This window comes from Saccharospirillum sp., from assembly GCF_040881935.1.
Classification (GTDB): Bacteria; Pseudomonadota; Gammaproteobacteria; order Pseudomonadales; family Natronospirillaceae; genus Saccharospirillum.
Map to the genome: position 1 here is coordinate 21,912 of NZ_JBBECH010000084.1, position 21,397 is coordinate 43,308.

Sequence of the window (21,397 nt, forward strand, 5' to 3'; positions counted from 1 at the left end):
CCTCCTGTTCACGGTTGATAAATGTGAGCCTAGCCTAGACGTTAGAACGGCGTAAGAGTAATGGTTTTAAAGGAAGGCGGGTTGAATCGGGATGGGTTTGAGTGGTTTTCAGGCCAGGTCAGGCCGGTAGCAGCGTGACCTGGCTCAGCGTTATGCGGCGCAACACTGATCAGTGATCGTGTTTGTGGTGATCCTGTTCAATGGCGGCGCCGACGCTGCCGGCTGGCTTTTGGAGATCAGAAGGTTTGTTGCCGACTTTGGCTGCCTTGGGTTTTTTCTTTTCCTTGTGGCCTTTGTTCTTTTCTTTGCTCATGATCCTGGCTCCGTTAATCTTTCATTGGAGAGCCTCATTGCTGCGTTCTCCAGATATAGTTTTAGCTGAAAAATCTCTACTGTCAAAGGCGACGGCCGAGTTATTTTTAAACGTGTTAACAGATGTTCGAGGTTTTATGGATGTCATCGTTATTGGCGCCGGTGTGGTCGGCCTGGCCATCGCCCGGCGCTTTGCCCTGGCGGGTCAGTCGGTACTGGTGCTCGAACAGCACCCAACCCCCGGTCAGGAAACCAGTTCACGCAATTCTGAAGTCTTGCACGCCGGTATTTATTATCGCCCCGGGTCGCTGAAGGCCCGCCTCTGTATACAAGGCTATGAACAGCTGGTGGCCTATTGCCAGGACAGGCACCTGCCGTTTCAATTGCCAGGCAAATTGATTCTGGCGACCGATGAAGCGGGTGAAATCACCCTGACAGGGTTACAGGCCAATGCCGCTGCCAATGGCGTATCGCTGACCACGCTGACGCAAGACCAGGTCGCCGAACGTGAACCGGCGGTGTCGTGCCGCAGTGCACTCTGGTCACCGAAAACCGGCATTATCGATTCTCATGCATTAATGATGGCCTTTCAGGCTGACATCGAATCGCGCGAGGGCGATGTGGTTTGTCATCACCGGGTTGAACACTTGGAGCGCAAAGGTGAACGCTGGCAAGTATCCGTTATCGACAGCGACGGTGAACGCTCGGTGATCGACGCCGACCGGGTGATTAATGCAGCTGGGTTGGGCGCACTGCCGGTTGCCAGATCCGTCTCTCCGGAGATTCCCGAATTGCCGGAAGCGGCCTACGCCAAAGGCTGCTATTTCGGATACAGCGGTCGTTTGCCGGTTTCACACCTGCTGTACCCGACTCCGGAAACCGGCGGCCTCGGTATTCATCTGACGCTCGACCTGAACGGTCAACCCCGCTTCGGGCCCGACGTAACCTTCCTCGACAGTGACATAGCGGATTACCAAGTCGACCCCGACCGGGCAGATCGCTTTGCCCGCGCGGTACAAACCTATCTGCCCGGCCTGGATGCCAGCAAACTGGTGCCTGCTTACGCCGGGGTGCGGCCCAAGGTGAAAACCGGCAACGGCATCGCCGATGATTTTATGTTGCAAACCTATGACGCGGCGGAACACCAGGGGCTGGTCAATCTGTTTGGTATCGAGTCGCCGGGGTTGACGGCCAGTATGGCCATTGCCGATGTCGTGTACGAATTACTCTGAGCGTACCTGCAACGCTCTGTGCAGAGTCGGGCGCTGGTAATTGCAACGGTATTCGTTAGTCTACGGGTCTTTTTAATTAAGTCGTTAAGCGAATGTTATATGACCTTTGAAACCGTGCTGACTCTGTTGCCCTGGCTCAGTCTGATTTTTCTGGCATCGGGCATGGTAAAGGGGGTGTCTGGGTTTGGCATGCCATTCATTGCCATACCCGCCTCGACCATTCTGTTCAACGTGCCGATAACCCAGGCCATGGGTTGGGTGCTTGCATCGGGTTTTGCCACCAACATCGTGCAGCTCGCGCAGGCGCGCCTGCATTGGCGGGTGTTGCGCAAAATCTGGTTGATGGTCGTGGTGTTGCTGGTCACCATGGCCTTCTCGGTGCAGCTTCTTTCCGTGATGGGCACACACTGGCTGTCCATTTCACTGGGCGGCGTAATGGTGTTGTCTATTGCAGCCCAACTGGCCCGGCCTTTAAAGGTATCTGCTGATAAGAAAACACGCTACTACGTCATCAGTGGTTTTTTCAGCGGGCTTTTTGGCGGACTGACGTCGTTTTTCGGGTTTCCGTCGTTGCAGGTGCTCCTTGCCTCGGGCTTGAAAAAGCTGGAGTTTATTTTTGCGACCAGCTTTGTGCTGTTTACCGGAACCGTTGTTCTGGCCATCGGTCTCGGTACTCAAGGGCTGGTGACACCCTATGACGGCCTGATGTCGGTGTTGCTGTTCATCCCGGCGGTCGCCGGTATGCTGATTGGCCAGCGCTTGCGTGACCGCATGTCGCCGGTGGTCTTCGCTCGGGTGGTCTTGGTGGTATTGCTGGCCACGGGGGCCAGCATGTTCTTGCGCGGTTTGTACGGTCTGCTTGTTGCCTGAGCCGTGAGAATGATTTTCTTAATCTAGCGGTTATTCATATCGACATCATTGGGCTGACGGAACTTTTACCTGACAGTCTGTGCTGTGACCCTGTTACTAAGTCATCGTCTGGATTGCTGTGTCTGCTATACTCGCCGCCAACAACCCCGCCCGACTGATCAATAAGGTATTCACCCAGTGTTTGATGAACTAGACATCGCCCCCCCGCTATCTGCTGCATTAACCAAGCACGGCATTCTCGAAGCCACCGATGTGCAGGAAGCCGTTATTCCGCGCATTCTGGATGGAAAAGACCTGATGGTCAGTGCCCAGACCGGCAGCGGTAAAACGGTGGCCTTCGTGTTGCCCATGGTGTCGATGTTTAATCGCCGATCTTCGCCCAACACCGGTATTCGAGCGCTGATACTGGCCCCTACCCGTGAACTGGCGCGGCAAATCCAGCAGGTATGCCGGCAGTTGGGCGGTGCGGTCAATGTAACCAGCCTGAGCATCACCGGTGGCGCTTCCTTTCAGGAGCAAGCCGCCGAATTGCGCAAAACACCGGATATCCTGATCGCCACACCGGGCCGGTTAAAAGAACATCTGGAACGGCGCAGTCTGGAGCTGTCGGACATCGAATACCTGATTTTCGACGAAGCCGACCGCATGCTCGACATGGGCTTCCGGGATGATGTGATTGCCATCACCGAACACTGCTCGCCAACGCGCCAGACGCTGCTGTTTTCAGCCACGCTGGAGCACGGCGGTGTGCTGGCCATGGCCAAAAAGCTGCTGCACGAGCCGGAAACCATATCGCTGCATGCTTCGCGTTCGGTGCCGGAGAACATTCGCCAGCAATACATCCTGGCGCACGACGACACCTTCAAGGAAAAACTGATTCACGCTCTGCTGGATGAAGCCCCAAACCAGCAGGTCATCATCTTTACCAATACCATCGTCAAGGCCGAGCGGCTGCATTCACTGTTGCTCAGCGGTACCCGCCGTTGCGGCCTGTTGCACGGCAACCTGACACAGGAAGAACGCAACGCCGTAGTCAGTGGCATGCGCAGTGGCAAATACAAAGTGCTGGTGACAACAGATGTCGCTGCGCGTGGGCTGGACTTGCCCAGCGTCGAGCTGGTGGTGAATTTCGATCTGGCCCGAAAAGGCGACGAATACCTGCATCGGGTTGGCCGTACCGGGCGTGCTGGTCAACCGGGTAGGGCGGTTAGCCTCGTCGGCCCGAATGAATGGGACCTGATGGCCCGCATCCACAAATACCTTGGCGCCGGCTTTGGCAAGACCACCCTACCGGGCCTGACCAGCACCTACCAGGGCCCGGCCAAGGTGAGGGCGTCTGGCAAGGCCTATGGCAAAAAGAAACCGAAAAAGCTGAAGGGCAAAGACAAGGCCAAGGCTAAAAAGCCTGCCAAATCAGGCCCGCGCCCGAGTCGGCCGAGCGGCCCGACCGAAGACCGCGACGGCGGCTACAAGCCGATGAAACGCAAAAAGCCCGCGGCTGAGTAAAGCGCGGGCTTTTTGATGGCCCCGCTGCCGGCGGGGCTGATAAAAACTATGTGTTTCTTAACGCCAGATCGGCTTGATGATCTCACGCACGACCTGATCGCGGGTCAGACCCAGATCACGCAGACGATAATCCGGCAGGCTGGCCAGATCCTGACGCGTCTTGTAGCGCATACCGATGCGCTTGAACTGCGCCAGCAAACGCTTGGCAAAGGGAGCGGGTGAGCTGATTTCACAGCAGGCCAATGGGGTGTTGAGCGTATATTGAGTCATGATTCGCCTCCTGTTCAGGCAGTGGGATGATGATTGCATTGTCTGTCTTTTTCGGATAAGCCACAATTGATATAAATTGCGTTTCGAGTAAGCTGGGCTTAACTGAAGCCTGTCGGAACGTCGATATGTCAGATGCCCAACTCGCCCGCTTGCCTCCGCTTAATACACTGCGCTGTTTCGTTCTGGCCGCGGAACACCTGAGCTTTAAAATTGCCGCCGAAACCCTGTTCGTCACCCAAGCGGCCGTAAGCCACCAGATTCGCAGCCTCGAGGAACACCTCGGCGTTAAGCTGTTCGAGCGACGCAATCGGGAAGTCCGGTTAACGCCGGAGGGCCATGCCCTGTTGCCCTATGTGAAAGAAGCCTTTTCCAGCCTGAGTACCGGCTTTTCACGCCTGCGCGCCGACCTCAACCCGGACCGGCTGAAAGTCTCGGTGATTCCCTCCTTCGCCTCAGCCTGGTTGGCCCCGCGCCTGGGCAGTTTCCGCCAGCGGCAACCGGAATACCGGGTCGTGTTGAACCCCACGCACAAGGTCGACACCTTCGATGGCGAAACCGACGTTGCCCTGCGGTTCGGCAGCGGTCGCTACCCGGGGCTGGTATCGGAATGGCTGATGCACGACACCCTGATGGCGGTCTGCGTACCCGACATGCTACCCCCGGAAGGAGCAACGCTGGATTGGTTGCGCACGGTCGATCTGGTGGAAGATCTCGATTACGAGCCGGAACCCTGGGGCCGCTGGATCCGGCAACAGGAACACCCCTGGGAAGGGTTTAACGTGGCCATGACCATTGAAGATTCCCGAATGCTGATCGACATCACCCTGGCCGGTGGTTTCGTCGGTCTGGCACGCAAGTCACTGGTGCAGAGTCATATCGTCAGTGGGCGCCTGGTCAAGGTATTCCCATTCGAGCTACCCATGGCATTCTCCTACTACCTCGTCGCCCCGGAGCGCTACCTGAAGCGCCCCAAAGTAGCCGCCTTCCGCAAATGGCTGATCCACGAAATGCAAACCACCTTCCTCCCGGAAATGTGGGACTTCCATGGGACCTGAGGGTTGGTAGCCAGGGGTTCGTGCCAGATGCCGGGTAGGCCTCTCCGGGGTCGGCGTAAACCCGTCCATGGGGCCTAGACTTCGGCATCCATGCTTCAGACTTCCCCGGAGAGGCCTACCCGGCACCTGGCACTCGGTTTGGCTGCCACTTTCATAAGACAGGAATGCTTGTTTTTGAGGTGGCGTTATAGCGAGTGCCAGTGACTGGGTAGACCTGTGTGGGGAAGTCCGCAACATGGATGTTGCGGCCTAGGCTCCATGGATGGATTCACGCCGACCCCACACAGGTCTACCCAGTTGCTGGAACGGACTCGTGGCAACCAACCAAAAACAACGGGCCTGTCAGGCCACGCAGCGGCCGATCCCCTGAAGTAACCTCAGAAACGATTGGACCGCTGCTACCTGGGCGGTTTCCTGCATGGTGTGGTAGCCGGTGGTGGGGATTTGCAGGGTGGTGCCGTGTACCAGGCCGTTGGAGGCGGCGGTGATACGGCCGAGTTCTGTGCTGCCGAGGGACTGGGGTTTCTGGCCGCTGGCCTCCAGCTCCGCATTGCGTTGGGCGATGTAGTCGTCTTTGAAGCTGTAGCGGATACCCTCGCTGTTGCACAGAGCCTCCAGGCTTTCGGTGGTGTCGCGGTTGAACTCGGCGTTGGCGTCGCGGTGGCGCAGCACCACATCCTGAATGTCGGCGCTGGCTCGGTCCGGGTAGGGGCTGGTGTCGACCACGACCAACTGGTTGGTTGAGCCGCCAAAACGGCGAAACCATTCCAGCAGGTAGCGCCAGCTGCGCCCGGCTTCTTCCTGGGCGGTAAAGAAGGCGGTGCCCTGGTAGCCGAGTGAAAACAGATGCACCAGGCAGGCGGCGGTCAGCACGTTATCCAATTGGCCGCTGAGTAGACCGTCCTGATGCAGAAGGCGATCCTGAAACGCCACCGGTGTGCCAGCGACCAGGTGGTCGAGCCCTTCGACGTTGAAGATCAGGTTGTTGCGGTGCTCGCAGATGTAGCTGTCGACAATGGTGCCGCCACCCCGGTACGCGCCGGACCAGGGTTCATAGGCCATCAGCGGTGTTTTGGGAAAACGGTCGACGATTTTACGCATCAGCTCTTCCGAGACTGAGTTGCCCAGCAAATCGGAGCGGCTGCCGGCCACAAAGGCGGCGTACTGGAACTCATTGGGGCCAGTACAGACCAGACCATGGCGGTCGATGTGGGCGGAAAAATAGGTGGTGTCGGGCTGATTGCCTTGCGCGACCAGCAAGCCTTCGTACCAGGTGACTTTGGCACCGCGCTCTTCAAGCTCGCGTTGCAACACCCGGAAAAAGGAATGTTCGGCCCCGACCACGCTGGGTTCACGGATCAGGACTTTAAGCAGGTCGATAAAGTCGTCAAATTGCGCCATGGTGTCGGGGTTTTCCTGGTTACCACATTAAATCGTCGGGGACGACAAAGTCGGCATAGGGGTCGTCTTCATCCGGCTGGTTGGCATCGGGTTCGGCTAAAAATATCACGGCTTCGGCAAAACGCTGCGCGATTTTTTCAGCGACTGCTTTGGCGACAACAACATAGCGCTCATCGACCGAACAAATGGCGACGCGACCTTTGGCCAACTGGTCCTGAATTTCCTGGTTAACATAGAGCTGTTTGATTTTATTGATGCGCGCATCGGTAAAGCTGAAGCGAATATCACCCTCGACCTGCAGCGCATTTTGTTCCAGCATCTGGGCCGCCTGAGCTTTCATCGCCTTGGCCTGTTCGGCCTCCAGCCGCTGACGGTTCAGGTCGCGGTCGCGCTCGGCTTTTTCGTCGCGTTCGTGCTGCAAGCGTGCCTGCTTTTCAAGGTCGGCGTCAGTCGGGCCCTTGTGTTGATGTTTGCTTTGCTTGCGCTTGTCCCGTTCGGCTTTTTTGGCCGCGTTCTTGTCGACCAGGCCAGCTTTCATAAGCTGGTCTGCCAGTGATTTTGCCATGCTAAATGCCTGCTTTGGTGGCTGTTTTGGTTGCAGGCATTCTAGCAGGCACAGCAGGGGCTTGGTATGCCGACTGGCTAACCCGCCGTAAGTCGTTGAACCAGAGCGCATTCATCGACCACATCCAGTTTTTCTCGGGTTTGAGGAAACTGACCGCACAGGTGCGATAGGACGGTTTTCCGGCCAGTGTGAGAGAAATCTATAAATCTTTGAATTGGTTTTTGAGGGCCTCGAAGGCGCGGCGTTTGACGTCGTCTTCGAGTTGTACGGGGTCGGCCTCGGGGATCAGCCGGCCGTTGTCGAGTTGGGCATCTGTTGGGGTGGGGGTCTGGTCGGCCGGGGCATTTTCCGATTCAATGTGATCCTGCAACAGTATCAGCGCATCGACCGAGCCTTGAATCGACTCTTCATCGCCATCGTGCTGGCTGATGCGTTGTTCGAGACGTGCGACGACTTGCTGTACTTCGTCCAGAGCGGGCTGTTTTTCTGAGAGCCACTGTTGGGCACTTTCTGCGGATGTAGACATGAGAACCTGCGAAACCTTACTGGATGATCAATCGGGGTGCCTGCAAGTGTACCGGAACTGGTGGCCAAACGCCGAGGCCTGGATGCAGGATTGTGTCGAGAATTTGCCCTGGGAGCAGAGCCGGGTGCGGGTTTATGGCCAGGATCACCCCATTCCAAGGCTCGAAGCCTGGTTGGGCGAAGCGGGTGTTCGCTACGGCTACAGTGGTCAAACTCGTGTAATGAACGGCTGGCCCGCGCACTGGTTGCACCTGCTTGAGACCGTAAACCGGGAAGCAGGTTGTGAGTTCAACTTCGCACTGGCTAACTGGTATCGAAACGGTGCCGACCGTATGGGCTGGCATGCCGATAGTGAGCCCGAACTGGGCGTCAATCCGACAGTGGCGACGCTGTCATTAGGTGCTGCCCGTGATTTCCGGTTGCGCCGCAATGAACAGCACAAAGATACGCTGACAGTGTCGCTGGCCTCGGGTGATCTGGTGGTAATGAGTGGCGCACTGCAGCACCACTGGCAGCACAGTTTGCCGGCTCGTGCGAAAGCAGGAGACAGGATTAGTCTGACGTTTCGGCAAATAGTCAGCTAATTAACGAATCCGCATCGCGATACAGCTTTGCCATCTTGTCGACGATGGCATTGCGGATGCTGGATTTCTCGAACTCGGACCGGCGCGTCAGATTGGCGAGTTTCACCCTGTGCAGGTGCAGGCAGGGCATGCTGGCGTTGAATTCCCGCAGGTCGCCTTTCACCAGCATGGGCAGAAAGGGGTCTTCCGAGTGACGGGTGCGAATCATCTTCTTCAGAGCTTGTTTGAAGGGGATGGGCACGGGCTTTACGTCCCGGCTTTTGTATTTGACGATGACGTAGAAGCCGGTCTTGCCGATTAGCTTCCCAGGCACGATGTGAAAGCCGGTGTCCCGTACCGCCTCGGGCACGATGCCGTGAAAGGTATCGTGAAAGGCATAGGGGTTGGGCAGCACCACCATCTTACTGTTTTCGTTGCTGGGGAAGTGCAGGCTGTAGTTGGTGTAGAATTGTTCGACCGAGGGCGAATAGACGCACAGACGGCTTTCAAAGCAGCGCACAAAATCAACCGCCTGGTTGCGGCTCTGGATGGAGTCCAGGCTCCATTCCAGGTCGCTGTTTTGGGGTTGCTGTGCCATGGTGGTCATGCGTTCGCTCCTTCGCCGTTTCTGGCTGTGTCAACCGGAGTTCGGTTGTGGTTAGCCGTCTGCAGAGGCAATAGCAGGGCGGGGCTAAGGTGAAACCACGGGATATACGGTTACTATAGGGTAAAAAAATACCTGTTCGATGGCTAACCCTTTGAACGGGCCTGAACTGTGACGCCAGTTTGAAATCGTACAGTGTTTTTTCAACTTAAAGCGTCAAAAAATCTACATTCAGCCATGGTTGTTTTTTGAACATCTTTATATTGACAGTCTTTTGGCGCGACTTAAAGCGCATTTTTTGGAACAATGCGCGGCTTTTACGCATGCAATCAAATGGTCGCAACCCGGCCATCAGAGGAGGATGCCGAATGGCAAATGCTGTAGTTGAGCGCTTGATCGAGTTATTGCAACTGGAACCGATAGGTCAGCTGCGCTACCGCGGCTTGTCGCAGGATTTGGGCTACCCCAAGGTATTTGGTGGCCAGGTGATTGGCCAGGCACTGTCGGCGGCGATTCAGACGCTCGACAGCCGCATGCCGCACTCGTTGCATTCCTATTTTTTGAGGCCGGGCGACACCAATCACCCGATCGAATACGAAGTTGAGATCATTCGCGACGGCCGCTCTTTCAGCGTACGCCGGGTGATTGCCAGCCAGTTCGGCAAACCCATTCTGGCCATGACGGCCTCGTTTCAGACCCAGGAGCCAGGCCTGGAGCATCAAGACTCTATGCCCAATGTGCCGGGGCCTGAGGTGCTGGAATCGGAAGTGAAACTGTACCGGGACCATGCCGATGAGATTCCCGGCCGGGTGCGGGATCTGTTTACTGCCGAACGGCCCATCGAATACCGCATTGTCGAAGCGCAGAACCCGTTTCGACCACGCCATGGTATCGCCAAACGCCATATGTGGATTCGCGCCAACGGCAGCCTGCCGGACGACCCCCTGGTGCACCAGTCGATGCTGGCCTACACCACTGATTATGGCTTTCTGGAAACCGCGCTGATGCCGCACGGCATCTCGTTGATGAAACCCGGCCTCACCATCGCCAGCCTCGACCACGCCATCTGGTTTCATCGCCCGTTCCGGCTTGATGACTGGCTGCTGTACGTCGCCGATAGCCCAAGCGCCAGCGGCGCACGCGGCTATGTGCGCGGCCAGATTTTTGATCGCGATGGCAACCTGGTCGCCAGTACCGCCCAGGAAGGCCTGATTCGGTATAGCGGTGACCGCGATGAATGAAGCAACCTTGAAACGCCCGCGCATTACCCTGGGCATCACCGGCGCCTCTGGTACGCCCTATGCCGAGCGTCTGCTGCAGGTTTTGCTGGCGGCCGATTTCGAGGTGCATTTGTTGGTGTCCAAAGCCGCCCTGATGGTCGCCGCCGTTGAAACCGGCACGCCCTGGCCGGCCCAGCATGAGAAACTGGCTGCTTACTTGCGAGAACGGCTGGGAAACGATGGTGAACTGATCATCGCCGGCCGGGAAGACTGGATGAGCCCGGTCGCCAGTGGTTCCGGCGCACCGGAGACGATGATCGTCTGCCCCTGTTCTACCGGCACGTTGGCCGCCATTGCCACCGGCCAGTGCGATAACCTGATCGAACGCGGCGCCGATGTGGTGCTGAAAGAAGGTGGCAAGTTGATTCTGGTGCCGCGCGAGACGCCGTACAGCGAAATCCACCTGACCAACATGCTAACGCTCAAACGCGCTGGTGCTCACATTGTTCCAGCCAGCCCGGGCTTCTACCACAAACCTGAAACCGTGGCGGACATGGTCGATTTCATCGTCGCCCGGGTGCTCAAGTGCGCCGGTATCCCGCAAAGTCTGCTGCCGCCCTGGGGTTACCAGGGTGCCGGAGCAAACGCAGGCCAGGAGTAGCCGTGCGGGTTCTATTACTCAGCGCCTACCACGGCGCCAGCCACAAATACTGGTGCGATGGACTGATGGCCACCTTTCCGGACATCGACTGGACCCTGAAAATCCAGCCTGCCCGGCATTTTAGCTGGCGCTTTATCGCCTCTGGTTTGATCTGGGCGCTGGACGACGATGCCGACTTTGACCGGCCATACGACCTGATCATCGCCACCAGCATGAGCGACCTGACCCGGCTGCGGGCCTTTCGCCCCGGCCTGGCCTCCGTTCCCACCTGGCTTTACATGCACGAAAACCAGTTTGCCTACCCGCGTACCGATACCCAGGCCGATGCGCACCGGACCAGTTGGCAGTTTCTGAGCATTCAAAACGCACTCTGTGCTGACTGGATCAGTTTTAACACCGATTTCAACCGCCGCACTTTTCTGGCCGGTGCCCGCAAGCTGCTGCGCAAACTGCCGGAAAAACTGCCCGGCAAGCCCATCAACCGGATCGAGCAACGCTCGGACGTCTTGCCGGTACCGCTGACCAGTGCCTTCTCGGCGCTCGCATCCGAACCCAAAGAACCAAACCTGATCGTCTGGAACCACCGTTGGGAATGGGACAAGCAACCGGAACGTTTTCTGGCGGCCCTGTTGCGATTGCGTGAAGCGGGGCTGGATTTCCAACTCGCCATGCTCGGTTCCGGGGGCGGCCGCAAAGGCGAATTCGAACCGGAACGCAGGGCACTGGGCGATGCCGTAGTGCAGTGGGGCGAGGTGCCACGGGACGATTACAGGCAATGGATTGGCCGTGCCGGAATCGGCGTATCGACGGCCTTGCACGACTTTCAGGGTCTGTCGATGCTGGAACTGACGCAAGCCGGCGCAGAGGTGGTGGTCCCCCGACGGCTGGCTTACCCGGAATGTCTGCCGAACGCCCGGTTTTATAAGGGCTGTGAGCAGAATGCCGAGACTGACATTGCGGAGCTAACCAACACGCTGGAGCCTCTGTTAAACGGTCGCAAACGTCGTCAACCCGTTACACAACCAAGTTTTACCTGGTCAGCGCTGGCTGATGCCTATGCCAAACGGTTAGCGACGCTGACATCCTAATCTCAGGCCCAACTCGTCCCGCCTTCGCAGCCGATTCATCCTAAGTCCAACAGACTCCTGTAGCTTTTGGTTGTAAATAAAGATTAAATATCAATATATTCACAACATCTGTTGTAAATAGATAGATATGGCTGATAATATTCTTAAATACATATTAAATTATAGAAAATTTATAAAATTGGTTGTAAAAGCAAATGGAAAAACAACACTCTCATCTCTCACAGCTTCATGATTACCTGCAAAGTCAGCTACACCCGACTCAGACTGGACTAACGCCGAACCAGGGGCCGGGTGTCGCCGAGTCATTGCTGGCGATCATTGGTCGTCTTGTAGAACTTGAGCGGCGATTGGCTGAGTCTCAGAGTTACCATGAGCTGGCGCCCTTCGGTGAGATTGGTCGCGTTGTCAGGGAAGCCCGAAAGCGCCAGGAACTGACCATTGAGGATCTGGCCGATCTCGCGGATGTTGGGGTCTCTACCATCATCAAAGTTGAAAATGGCAAGAACCAGGTTCAGGCGACCAGCCTGATCAAGGTCGCCCAGGCACTGGGGCTGGACTTGCTGGTGGGCGGTCGATGAGACAGGCAATGGTCTACTTCCATGGCCGCTTGGCGGGAATGCTCCGGGAGGAAGACAACGGGCAGTTTACCTACGCCTATGATCCCCGTTACCTGATCGACGGTGAGCCGATCGCATTCAGCATCCCCTTGTCTGCTGACAGCTACCGCTGGGACGAACTGCCGCCTTTTTTCAGTGGTCTGGTGTCCGAAGGGTGGTTGCGTCAGCTGCAAGCCCAATACCAGCATGTGGATGAGCAAGACAGCTTCGGGTTGCTGTTGGCCAATGGCAGGGATCTGGTTGGCGCCGTCTCTGTTTTACCTATAAGGGAGCCATAATGACCGTTGATCGATGTCTCGCATCCCTAAAACCACTCACCGGGGAAGAGCGGGAGCTGGGCTATAAAAAAAGCGCTCTGCGCCAAGTGTTTGGTACACAGCGGATAGTTCTGCCGCTGTCATTTTCCAGGAAGGATTTTTTCCAATACGGCGTTAAAAGCGCCATGGGGATGTCGATCTCGGGGCTTCAGCAGAAATTGTCTCTCAGGCTGGATGAAAAAACCGGGCTGCTCACCCCCGCCAGCCAGGGCGGCGAGTACATCCTTAAACCTAGCCCAGAGCAATTCCCGTACGCCGCGGAAAATGAACATACCGGGATGATGGCCAGCCGGTTAATGGGCATCAGCACTGCCCAGTGCGCTCTGGTGGCCTTCAGTGATGGCGAGCGGGCTTACCTTACAAGGCGTTTCGACCGATTGCCCGGCGGCGTAAAAGTTCATCAGGAAGATCTGCTTCAGGTAGGTGGGCTTCAACCCGACAGAAAATACGATCCGACGTATGAGCAAGCGGGTGACATCATCCGTGTAGCGACCAATGGCAAGCGTGTGGTGCTCCGGGATTTGTTCAGGCGCGTGGTGTTGTCCTTTGTTATTGGCAACAACGATCTGCACATGAAGAACCTCAGTGTGCAGAAGTCACAGGGGCAGAAAGGCCTGTATTTCGACCACTTGAGCCCGAACTACGATGTTATGTTCGTGCAAGCCATGCCCGCCATGAGAGAAGGCACTTTCCTGGCCTGCGGCCTCCTGCGCGACCCTGATGATGGCGATGAGTTTTTTACCCCGGAGTTCGAGCGCTATGGCTACTACACCGGCCACGACTTTTTCGAATTTGGCCGGCGGTTGGCGCTTCCCGGAAAGCTGATCAGGTCTCTGCTGTTGGACCAGATCAACAAGAAACAGGACCTGCTGGCATTAATCGACAACAGCTTTATGCCGGTGGCCATGAAGCGCGAGGCGAGGGTGCTGGTCAATGACCGGACAGGCATGGTGGCCACTGGCGTACAGAACACATCATAGGAGTTTCAGAGAGAGAAGGTGTTCTGTTATTGCCTTAACGTACGCCCGCCATCTACCGCCAGAATCTGGCCGGTAATGTAGGGCGCGGTGGCCAGAAACAGCGCCGCTTCGGCGATGTCGGTCGGGCTGCCCATGCGGTTTAGCGGAACCTGATCGATTAATGATTGTTCGTGGTCGGCGCCTTCGTGCTCCGGTAGCAAAATAGCTCCGGGTGCGATGGCGTTGGCGCGAACCCGGGGTGCCAGATCCAGTGCGGCGCTCTTGGTCAGGCTGACCAGCCCGGCCTTGGCGGCACTGTATGCTGGGTGGTTGGCCAGCGGGCGCAGGGCATGTATATCGACCAGGTTGATGATGGCGCCTTCCCGGCGCTTCAGTTCCGGTGCCAGTGCCTGAATCATGGCCATGGGCAGCAACAGGTTGCTGTGCATCAGGGGGTTAATGGCATCTTCGGTGATCTCACCCCAGGGGGTGGGAAAGAAGCTGGATGCGTTGTTGATCAGCACGTCGACCTGCCCAAATACGGCGATGGCATCGTCCGCTGCTGCCTGAATGCTGCTCCGGGTATCCAGGGCCGATTGAATGCAGGCGGCGGAGTCTGGCCGGGCCTGATTGAGCGCTTCGACCAGGGCGATGGCGTCGGGCTCGCTGCTGCGATAGTGAATAACCACCCGATAGCCGGCCGCATGAAACACCCGGGCGGTTTCAGCGCCCACGCGCCGTGCCGCGCCGGTCAGAAAAACAACCGGCGCCGTGGCCGATTCCTGATTGATAGTACTGCTTAGTCGGACCAAGTTGCCTTCTCCCGCGCTACGGCGCGTATCCGTTCCCGATTCAGCGCTTCGCCCAGCTCAGCGCCCTGGTAGCCCTGCGCGGCCAGATCGGCCGGTAATACCGATGCACAGGCCGCCAGGCAGCGTTCAAACAACGCGGCCTGAGGGTACGGTTGCTGTTCGAGACCGGATCGGCCGCGGGCGTCGCATTCGCAGGCTTGCAGAAATTGCCGGAAGTGATCACTGCTGCGAAAGGCGCCGAGTTTGCTCAGGGTTTTGACGATGGTCACCGGGCGCAGCTCCCGAATTTTGTGGCAATGGGTGTGATACCGGGCGGTGTGCTCGGCCAGCGCCGCCGCTTTCTTCGGCCAGCGCCAGTCCCCAGCCTGCTGGCGGATCAGGTCGGCGCCCAGGTCTTCGTGGCCCCGGTGGGAGGGCCAGTTTGTGGGCTCGGTCAGCGCTTTGCCCAGGTCGTGACCGAGTGTGGCGACCCGCACTTCAAGCGGTGCGTCCATTTGCACGGCGATTTGCAGTGCTTTAAGGGTGTGAATGCCGGTATCGACTTCGGGGTGCCAGCGCATTGGCTGGGGGATGCCAAACAGGGCATCGAGTGCCGGAAACACGACGTTGAGCGCTCCGCAGGCGCGCAATTCGTGAAAAAAGACTTCGGGGTTCGGTTCCATCAAGGCGCGGCTCATTTCCTGCCAGATGCGTTCCGGTACCAGATAACCCAGTTCACCTTCTTGCACCATGTCGCACATGAGGGCCCGGGTGTCTTCGGCGACGCTGAAGCCAAGATGATCAAACCGGGCGGCAAAGCGGGCGACGCGTAACACGCGCAGCGGGTCTTCCCGAAAGGCGGGCGACACATGGCGCAGCAAGCGGGCGTCGAGGTCGGCTTTGCCGTGGTAGGGGTCGATCAGGCTGCCATCGCTGGCTTGCGCCATGGCATTGATGGTGAGATCGCGACGCAGCAGATCGTCTTCGAGCGTGACATCGGGTGAAAACTGAACCTCAAAGCCAGTGTAGCCATGGCCCGATTTACGCTCGGTGCGCGCCAGGGCGTATTCCTCTTTGGTTTCGGGGTGCAAAAACACGGGAAAGTCTGCGCCCACTCGCTGGTAACGTTGCGCTTCCAGTTCTTCGGGCGTAGCGCCAACCACCACCCAGTCGTGGTCTTTAATGGAAAGGCCGAGCAAGGTGTCGCGAACGGCACCACCAACGAGGTAGATATCCATGTAGGCTGTCAGAAAGGCGTTAAGAGTGAGCCACTAGTGTAGTGGAAAGTGGGCTGTGTTTGGAGTGGGTTCCGTGGCTGTGGTTCGTGCCAGGCACCGGGGTTGCTTAACCGGGGTCGGCGTGAACCCCTCCCTGGGGCCTAGGCTTCGGCATCCATGCCTCAGACTACCCCGGTTAAGCAACCCCGGCACCTGGCACTTGGTGTGTTGCTAATTCTTAATCTAGTGACTAAAACTCCATGGAAAACTGAGCAACAACACCAGCATCTTGAATGACCTCTTCCCAATTATCGAACGATTTGGGTTTGAACCAGGTGCTCACATCAAACCCAACGCCCCAGGGAGTCAGACCAAAACCTGTGGAGACTACATGGCTGTCGTCCAAACTCAGGTTGTTGCGATAACCCGCACGCAACGTAAACCAGTTGTAGGCGTTAAATTCTGCACCCAAGCCAAAATAGCGGGTAGGGGCACCGTATTTCAATGGCTGGTTCTCTGTTATATCGAGGTCAGCAGCCAGGGTAGTCCAGCGAGTTACGTGTGCGCCACCGATACGCATTTTGGGTCCGATATTCAACTCAGAACCCGATTCGGATTCGAAGGTTTGTGGAATAAGGTCTTTGATTACAACACCTGCAGTTACATTGCCTCTGAGCACGTTGTTCCAGGTCATGGCGCCGCCAATATCAACGTTGCCGGTGAAATAGGATTTTGTGTTTGAGGAAAAGTAAGCTTCAGGGTCATCGCCGATTTCTTCTTCGGCATTGCTGAACGTCAGCGTGTCTTCGAATATAGTGAGTGACTGAAGTTTGGGTGTTACACCTACTGAAAACGTTTCACCCATGTATTCGAAATTGCGGGCAGCGGATACGCCAAACTCAACGATGTTGGCACCTACCACGGTGATAGAAGAGTCATTACCGAAGTTTTGCACGGCCGACAATTCGCTGTTGAATTGACCGTTTTGGTAAAAGCCGTTGGCGCTGGTATAGGTTTCGACATTGTTGCCATCGTATGTTTCTGTACCCGTCGAGTTATCAGACAAGGTGTAATTGGTATCAGACCCTGACGTTTCGGCTTCCAAAGCGGCTGTAGCGATGATCAGTTCATCCAATGCATCTTGATATTCCGGCGTGCCAAAACCAAACTCAGCCTCTGCATCGGCAGTCGCTTCTGCCTTTTCAGAAACAGTTGCGGACAATCCAGTAATATCCTGCGCTTCTCCAGTGTAGGCTACTGTATCGCTGACAGCTAAAGAAATGGTGTTAAGGTCATTGTCTCCAACCGTCGCTTTCAAACCGAGTGTTGTATCATTCGACAAGTGAAACGCGAAGCTGATTCCATCTCTTGGGAGTGCCATAGCTGCACCCAGATGAGCCATGATACTCAGCGGCTTGTCTTCTAGTTCAGACAGGCTGTTATTAGTGTCATTGATCGCAATTTCCAGATTTTGAAGCTCTGTCCTGATGCTGATGATTTTGTTGTCGAGCGTGGTATTGCTGTCTGCCAATGCCTCCGCGGCGACTTGCAATTCTTCGGAGGTGCTCGCATCCTCAAACTGTTGTGAGGCATCAATGGTCGCCTGCACCGATGCTTCCAGCGATATGACGGTAGTCCCGTCATCACGTGTACCCCCTTCAACTTGAAGTTGAACTTCATTGGTATCTGTATTGTCGAAGTTCTCTACAACTTCCGAGGTTGCAAGGAATCCATAGCTGTCATCAATAGCGAATTTTGCCGACGGCAGTAGCATGCTGAACCGTGTCTGGTCGGCGTGGGCCGCCAACAACGCCGGATTAAACTGCCCCATGGAAAACGAAGCGGCCGACGCCACCCCGGTATTGCCCATCGCATTCGACTTCGCATCATTCCCGGTAAAGGGGGTTGCCTGAGCTGCACTGGCAGCAATAACGGAAAGGGTAAGCAGTGTTTTCTTCATTCAGAGGCCCTGAGTAGGTTGGGTAAGCACTGTTTATGTTATGGAGCCTCGCTGCAGGACGCCTGTCCCACGTTTCTGGCCCGCACTCTAGGTCCGCTGAAGCCAGGATTGATTAAATAATGGGTGAAACTTTCTTAAATGTGAAGTAAATCACATTGAAAGACGCTGATTGAACAGTTTTTGATCGATTTTTTGGCGAAAAATCGGGTGTTTACGTGCTGTAACAGTGGGGAGTGTCTGAAAGTTGACGAGGTTTTGCTGCTCCCTGTGGCTTTTGGTAACGATGACGACGAAGTTGAAGCCATTGTGGCCGATGGCAGCTACGAAACCATAGCGCCCGCATTCGCGCTTTGCGCAAAGCCATTGAAAGTGCCTCCATGCAGGTGAGCGCTCAAGTGCACAGCACTCAGGTAATGGAAGACGGCAACCTCACCGTCGACTACCTGCGCGTAAACAGCGCCGCCCAGGTGCGTGACATTCAGATCATGAGTGAAGGCCGCCAAGGCGACGTATATACCGTGGCTATCACGTAAGAACACTGCTCGACCAGGCCATGAGCGACATACAACAAACCATTCAATGCCAACCCTTTATGGCCACTATTACCCAGGTGAACGGCACACGCATCTTCCCAATCATACCGCCCCCACACCTGAAAGCCTTTCGGGGAACCTACCTCTTGCTAATTGATGGCAAATAGCTATATTGCATGCAATGCAGTCAGTTGCGAGGTTAAGCATCATGGCATCTATTACCGTAAGGAACGTACCCGACGAAGTTCACCGTGCTTTGCGGGTGCTGGCGGCCCAGCATGGACGAAGTGCTGAAGCGGAGATTCGAGCAATTCTGGAAAACGCCGTGAAACCGGGTGGTCGGGTAAAGCTGGGGACGCTACTGGCAGGTATAGGCCGTGATACCGGTTTGTCTGACGATGAATTTGCCGTGTTTGATGAAGCGCGAGACAAGACGCCATCTAAACCGGTAAGTTTTGAATGATTTTGTTGGATACGAATGTCGTTTCGGAACCATTGCGCGGCACCCCCGAGACCCGAGTAATCGACTGGATCGATGCCCAGGCGTTGGAAACGCTGTACCTGTCAGCTATCACCGTCGCAGAGCTTAGAGCGGGCGTCGCCAGACTACCGAAAGGCAGGCGTCGAACCGGGCTGCATGAAAGCCTTGAATCACAGGTATTACCCTTGTTTGCTGGCCGGGTGCGACCGTTCGATCTTGATTGCACCAGCGCTTACGCTGAGCTAATAGCAAAAGCCAGATCATCGGGCCAGGCAATTGCCGCCGCCGATGGATACATCGCAGCCATCGCGATCAGCAACGGCTTCACCGTTGCCACCCGAGATGTAAGCCCATTTGAAGCGGCTGGGGCAAAGGTGATTAACCCCTGGGAGTGGGCAGGGTAGCCAGAAACGCCAGTAGTACCAGTACTCATACCAGGTAAAACCCGCTAACTGGAACGTGTGAACTCGACAGTTTGCAGCCATATGGTTTACAATTTATAAATAATTATAAAATCCGTAAACCTGGAGGCTGCCATGAACACTCAAGAACGTCTTGTCCAGTTCGGACAGCGCCTGTTACGTGCCCGCAAGGCTGCGGGGTTGTCCATGAAAGCGCTCGCAGAGCAGGTGGGCCTATCTGCCAATGCCATCAAGAAATACGAACATGGTCACAATATGCCCACGTCTACCAACTTGCTAAAGCTTGCTCAAGCTCTGGGAGTCCGTACGGAATATTTCTTTCGACCGGTGAATATTACCCTTCAAGGGGTGGAATACCGGAAGCGATCTGGTACTTCCAAGGCTCTTTTGGATCAGGTCACCGGGGATGTGATGGACCAGGCCGAGCGCTGGGCCGAACTACTGGCACTCTACCCAGACTCGGTCAAGCCTGTTCCCGAATTCGCGCTGCCGGATGGGCTGCCGGCGCAAGTCGCCACTGATGCCGATATTGAAGCGCTGGCGGTACAGATGCGCAACCATTGGGCGCTGGGCCTGAATCCCATTCCGGACATGGTCGATACCCTGGAGGCGCGAGGCATACAGGTGATTACCACCGACGTGGCGCCAATAAACAAGTGGACGGCTTGGCTGGTAACCTTGGCGCTACCCCGGTGATCGTAATTTCCAGTCACTACCCCGGTGACCGGCAGCGCTTTACCTTAGCGCATGAGCTGGGGCACTTGGTGCTCCATGGACGATTATCCGCCGACGGCGACGAAGAGAAAGCCTGCAACTGCTTTGCAGGCGCGTTTCTGTTGCCCAAGGCAGCCTTGCGACAGCACTTGGGTGCGCATCGCAATGCCATTGAGCCGCGTGAGCTTTACATGCTCAAGCATGAATTCGGCATCAGCATGGCCGCCATACTGATGCGGATGCGCCAATGCCGCGTTATTTCCGAAGGCCTGTACAAGCAGACCCGCATCTTTTTTAACAGCTCCGGGTGGCGCACCACCGAGCCGGGCGACCCATACCCTCAGGAACAGACCATTTTGTTCTCGCAACTGGTTTACCGGGCACTGAGCGAAGGTTATATCGGCGAGTCAAAAGCGGCGGAGTTGTTGGGTCAGTCGCTGAGCTTGTTCCATCGGGAGCGCAAACTGGGGGGCATGGATGCTGTTGCTCATCAGTGATGCCAATATCCTGATTGATATGGAAACTGGCAGAGGCAGCACTGGTCGCCTTGGAAAGCGAGGTTTAAGCCCAGAGTAGCTATTTTGGACCACAAGCCAAAAAGCGGACACAAGTGCGCCACCTGCCTTGCTATATTTTGAACTAAGTTCAAACTGAAAAAACGGACCATTCAGTATGAGCGAGGGGCAATGGCCAACACCACCGAAATCCGACACTGGTTTATTGAACTACACGCCTGGTGGGAAGGGCAGATCAACAGCACCATGCTGTGCCAGCAATTCGAACTCTCCCGTCAGGCCGCCAGCAGCGCTCTGAAAACCTACCGGGAAGACATAAACCCGAACAGCCTAACCTACGATGCCCACAGCAAAGCCTACCGCCCAAGCGATACCATGAGCCCGCGTATTATTTCAGGTGACGTGGCGGAGTATCTACACTGGGTGAGTGAACACCGCATACCCGCCTCGCTCAGCCCCGGCTTCGAATCCCTGAAACCTCCGGAGCGCAGCGTATCCCCACAGGTAATGCGCGCCATGGTGCAAGCCCAACGCGAACAACGCCGCCTGGAAGTGGATTACGTATCCCTAACCAACCCCAACGACGAAGGCCGGATCATCGTACCGCACACCTTCGTCAACGCCGGTGTTCGCTGGCACCTGCGCGCCTGGTGCGAGAAAAGCCAACAATACCGCGACTTTGTGCTCAGCCGCTTCCGGGGCACCCCCGAGCTGTTAGATGCCTCGCCCAACGGCAAAGACCAGGACACCGCCTGGAACACCCCACTTGAACTGGTTTTCGCACCCGACCCGAGATTAAACGATGCCCAGAAAGCAGTGCTTATGAACGATTATCAGATGAACAACGGCACACTGGCCGTAGCGACCCGCGCCGCCCTGGCTCAGTACCTGATTCAGGAAATGCAAGTCAGCGTCAAAGTTCTTGACGGTACGCCAGAGGCGCAGCAGTTGGTGTTGGTAAATAAACAGGAGGTTAGGGGGTGGTTATTTGGGGATTGA

The 21,397-nt window shown here is 56.4% G+C and carries 26 protein-coding genes; 17 read left to right on the forward strand and 9 right to left on the reverse strand.

Annotated elements, in window-relative coordinates; all coding sequences use genetic code 11:
* Nucleotides 1-169 precede the first annotated feature (169 nt).
* Nucleotides 170-313, reverse strand: a complete 144-nt coding sequence (locus tag WEB54_RS15740) for a hypothetical protein (protein WP_368056660.1) — start codon at nt 311-313, stop codon at nt 170-172.
* A gap of 136 nt (nt 314-449) precedes the next feature.
* On the opposite strand from WEB54_RS15740, the gene WEB54_RS15745 reads away from it, so the two are divergent.
* The 3 genes from WEB54_RS15745 to WEB54_RS15755 all read left to right on the forward strand — a co-directional run bounded on the left by WEB54_RS15745 (nt 450) and on the right by WEB54_RS15755 (nt 3,920).
* Complete coding sequence (locus WEB54_RS15745; RefSeq protein WP_368056661.1) at nt 450-1,544, forward strand: NAD(P)/FAD-dependent oxidoreductase; 1,095 nt, start codon at nt 450-452, stop codon at nt 1,542-1,544.
* 99 nt (nt 1,545-1,643) lie between these two features.
* Nucleotides 1,644-2,414: a TSUP family transporter gene (locus WEB54_RS15750; RefSeq protein WP_368054595.1), complete on the forward strand. Its 771-nt coding sequence runs from the start codon at nt 1,644-1,646 to the stop codon at nt 2,412-2,414.
* A 177-nt stretch (nt 2,415-2,591) separates the two neighbouring features.
* Nucleotides 2,592-3,920 carry a DEAD/DEAH box helicase gene (locus tag WEB54_RS15755; protein WP_368054597.1) on the forward strand — a complete coding sequence of 443 codons (1,329 nt, stop codon included), beginning with the start codon at nt 2,592-2,594 and terminating at the stop codon, nt 3,918-3,920.
* Between the two features lie 57 nt (nt 3,921-3,977).
* On the opposite strand, the gene WEB54_RS15760 is transcribed toward WEB54_RS15755, so the two are convergent.
* The gene (locus WEB54_RS15760) at nt 3,978-4,190 is read right to left on the reverse strand and encodes a DUF1127 domain-containing protein (RefSeq protein ID WP_368054599.1); all 213 of its coding nucleotides are present in this window, start codon (nt 4,188-4,190) and stop codon (nt 3,978-3,980) included.
* Nucleotides 4,191-4,315: 125 nt separating this feature from the next.
* Here WEB54_RS15760 and WEB54_RS15765 point away from each other — a divergent pair, with 125 nt between their 5' ends.
* On the forward strand, nt 4,316-5,245 hold the full coding sequence (locus WEB54_RS15765; protein ID WP_368054601.1) for a LysR substrate-binding domain-containing protein: 930 nt from the start codon (nt 4,316-4,318) through the stop codon (nt 5,243-5,245).
* Nucleotides 5,246-5,587: 342 nt separating this feature from the next.
* Here WEB54_RS15765 and WEB54_RS15770 read toward each other — a convergent pair whose 3' ends face one another.
* The 3 genes from WEB54_RS15770 to WEB54_RS15780 all read right to left on the reverse strand — a co-directional run bounded on the left by WEB54_RS15770 (nt 5,588) and on the right by WEB54_RS15780 (nt 7,737).
* Nucleotides 5,588-6,646, reverse strand: coding sequence for a peptidase M42 (locus tag WEB54_RS15770; protein WP_368056662.1), 1,059 nt, complete (start codon nt 6,644-6,646; stop codon nt 5,588-5,590).
* A gap of 19 nt (nt 6,647-6,665) precedes the next feature.
* Nucleotides 6,666-7,211 (reverse strand): DUF2058 domain-containing protein, encoded by a 546-nt coding sequence (locus WEB54_RS15775; protein WP_368056663.1) that lies wholly within the window; start codon nt 7,209-7,211, stop codon nt 6,666-6,668.
* Nucleotides 7,212-7,410: 199 nt separating this feature from the next.
* The gene (locus WEB54_RS15780) at nt 7,411-7,737 is read right to left on the reverse strand and encodes a hypothetical protein (RefSeq protein ID WP_368056664.1); all 327 of its coding nucleotides are present in this window, start codon (nt 7,735-7,737) and stop codon (nt 7,411-7,413) included.
* Between WEB54_RS15780 and WEB54_RS15785 the strand changes: the two genes are divergently transcribed.
* Nucleotides 7,736-8,320: an alpha-ketoglutarate-dependent dioxygenase AlkB gene (locus tag WEB54_RS15785; protein WP_368056665.1), complete on the forward strand. Its 585-nt coding sequence runs from the start codon at nt 7,736-7,738 to the stop codon at nt 8,318-8,320. The genes WEB54_RS15780 and WEB54_RS15785 overlap by 2 nt on opposite strands.
* Here WEB54_RS15785 and WEB54_RS15790 read toward each other — a convergent pair.
* A complete protein-coding gene (locus WEB54_RS15790) occupies nt 8,313-8,906 on the reverse strand; it encodes a hypothetical protein (protein ID WP_368056666.1) in 594 nt (197 codons plus the stop codon). The two genes, WEB54_RS15785 and WEB54_RS15790, sit on opposite strands and share 8 nt — an antisense overlap.
* A gap of 365 nt (nt 8,907-9,271) precedes the next feature.
* Between WEB54_RS15790 and WEB54_RS15795 the strand changes: the two genes are divergently transcribed.
* From WEB54_RS15795 to WEB54_RS15820, 6 genes are all read left to right on the forward strand, one after another.
* Entirely contained in the window at nt 9,272-10,144 is an 873-nt protein-coding gene (locus tag WEB54_RS15795; RefSeq protein ID WP_368056667.1) for an acyl-CoA thioesterase domain-containing protein, read from the forward strand.
* Nucleotides 10,137-10,784, forward strand: a complete 648-nt coding sequence (locus tag WEB54_RS15800; RefSeq protein ID WP_368056668.1) for a flavin prenyltransferase UbiX — start codon at nt 10,137-10,139, stop codon at nt 10,782-10,784. Before WEB54_RS15795 ends, WEB54_RS15800 begins: the two co-directional genes overlap by 8 nt.
* A gap of 2 nt (nt 10,785-10,786) precedes the next feature.
* A complete protein-coding gene (locus WEB54_RS15805; protein WP_368056669.1) occupies nt 10,787-11,872 on the forward strand; it encodes a DUF3524 domain-containing protein in 1,086 nt (361 codons plus the stop codon).
* A 194-nt stretch (nt 11,873-12,066) separates the two neighbouring features.
* Nucleotides 12,067-12,450 carry a helix-turn-helix domain-containing protein gene (locus WEB54_RS15810; protein WP_368056670.1) on the forward strand — a complete coding sequence of 128 codons (384 nt, stop codon included), beginning with the start codon at nt 12,067-12,069 and terminating at the stop codon, nt 12,448-12,450.
* Entirely contained in the window at nt 12,447-12,767 is a 321-nt protein-coding gene (locus tag WEB54_RS15815) for a HipA N-terminal domain-containing protein (protein ID WP_368056671.1), read from the forward strand. The genes WEB54_RS15810 and WEB54_RS15815 overlap by 4 nt, the downstream gene beginning before the upstream one ends.
* Nucleotides 12,767-13,786, forward strand: a complete 1,020-nt coding sequence (locus WEB54_RS15820; protein ID WP_368056672.1) for a type II toxin-antitoxin system HipA family toxin — start codon at nt 12,767-12,769, stop codon at nt 13,784-13,786. Before WEB54_RS15815 ends, WEB54_RS15820 begins: the two co-directional genes overlap by 1 nt.
* Before the next feature lie 26 nt (nt 13,787-13,812).
* On the opposite strand, the gene WEB54_RS15825 is transcribed toward WEB54_RS15820, so the two are convergent.
* From WEB54_RS15825 to traF, 3 genes are all read right to left on the reverse strand, one after another.
* On the reverse strand, nt 13,813-14,577 hold the full coding sequence (locus WEB54_RS15825; RefSeq protein ID WP_368056673.1) for a pteridine reductase: 765 nt from the start codon (nt 14,575-14,577) through the stop codon (nt 13,813-13,815).
* Nucleotides 14,565-15,794: a multifunctional CCA addition/repair protein gene (locus WEB54_RS15830; protein ID WP_368056674.1), complete on the reverse strand. Its 1,230-nt coding sequence runs from the start codon at nt 15,792-15,794 to the stop codon at nt 14,565-14,567. The genes WEB54_RS15825 and WEB54_RS15830 overlap by 13 nt, the downstream gene beginning before the upstream one ends.
* Nucleotides 15,795-16,023: 229 nt before the next feature.
* Nucleotides 16,024-17,733: a conjugal transfer protein TraF gene (gene traF / locus WEB54_RS15835; protein ID WP_368056675.1), complete on the reverse strand. Its 1,710-nt coding sequence runs from the start codon at nt 17,731-17,733 to the stop codon at nt 16,024-16,026.
* A gap of 341 nt (nt 17,734-18,074) precedes the next feature.
* Between traF and WEB54_RS15840 the strand changes: the two genes are divergently transcribed.
* The 6 genes from WEB54_RS15840 (at nt 18,075) to WEB54_RS15865 (ending at nt 21,397) form a co-directional block, all read left to right on the forward strand.
* Nucleotides 18,075-18,266 (forward strand): flagellar assembly protein T N-terminal domain-containing protein, encoded by a 192-nt coding sequence (locus WEB54_RS15840; protein WP_368056694.1) that lies wholly within the window; start codon nt 18,075-18,077, stop codon nt 18,264-18,266.
* Nucleotides 18,267-18,474: 208 nt separating this feature from the next.
* Nucleotides 18,475-18,729, forward strand: a complete 255-nt coding sequence (locus tag WEB54_RS15845) for an Arc family DNA-binding protein (RefSeq protein WP_368056676.1) — start codon at nt 18,475-18,477, stop codon at nt 18,727-18,729.
* On the forward strand, nt 18,726-19,151 hold the full coding sequence (locus tag WEB54_RS15850; protein WP_368056677.1) for a type II toxin-antitoxin system VapC family toxin: 426 nt from the start codon (nt 18,726-18,728) through the stop codon (nt 19,149-19,151). Before WEB54_RS15845 ends, WEB54_RS15850 begins: the two co-directional genes overlap by 4 nt.
* Nucleotides 19,152-19,283: 132 nt before the next feature.
* A complete protein-coding gene (locus WEB54_RS15855) occupies nt 19,284-19,865 on the forward strand; it encodes a helix-turn-helix domain-containing protein (RefSeq protein ID WP_368056678.1) in 582 nt (193 codons plus the stop codon).
* A complete protein-coding gene (locus tag WEB54_RS15860) occupies nt 19,862-20,380 on the forward strand; it encodes an ImmA/IrrE family metallo-endopeptidase (RefSeq protein ID WP_368056679.1) in 519 nt (172 codons plus the stop codon). The genes WEB54_RS15855 and WEB54_RS15860 overlap by 4 nt, the downstream gene beginning before the upstream one ends.
* A 189-nt stretch (nt 20,381-20,569) precedes the next feature.
* Entirely contained in the window at nt 20,570-21,397 is an 828-nt protein-coding gene (locus WEB54_RS15865) for a WYL domain-containing protein (protein ID WP_368056680.1), read from the forward strand.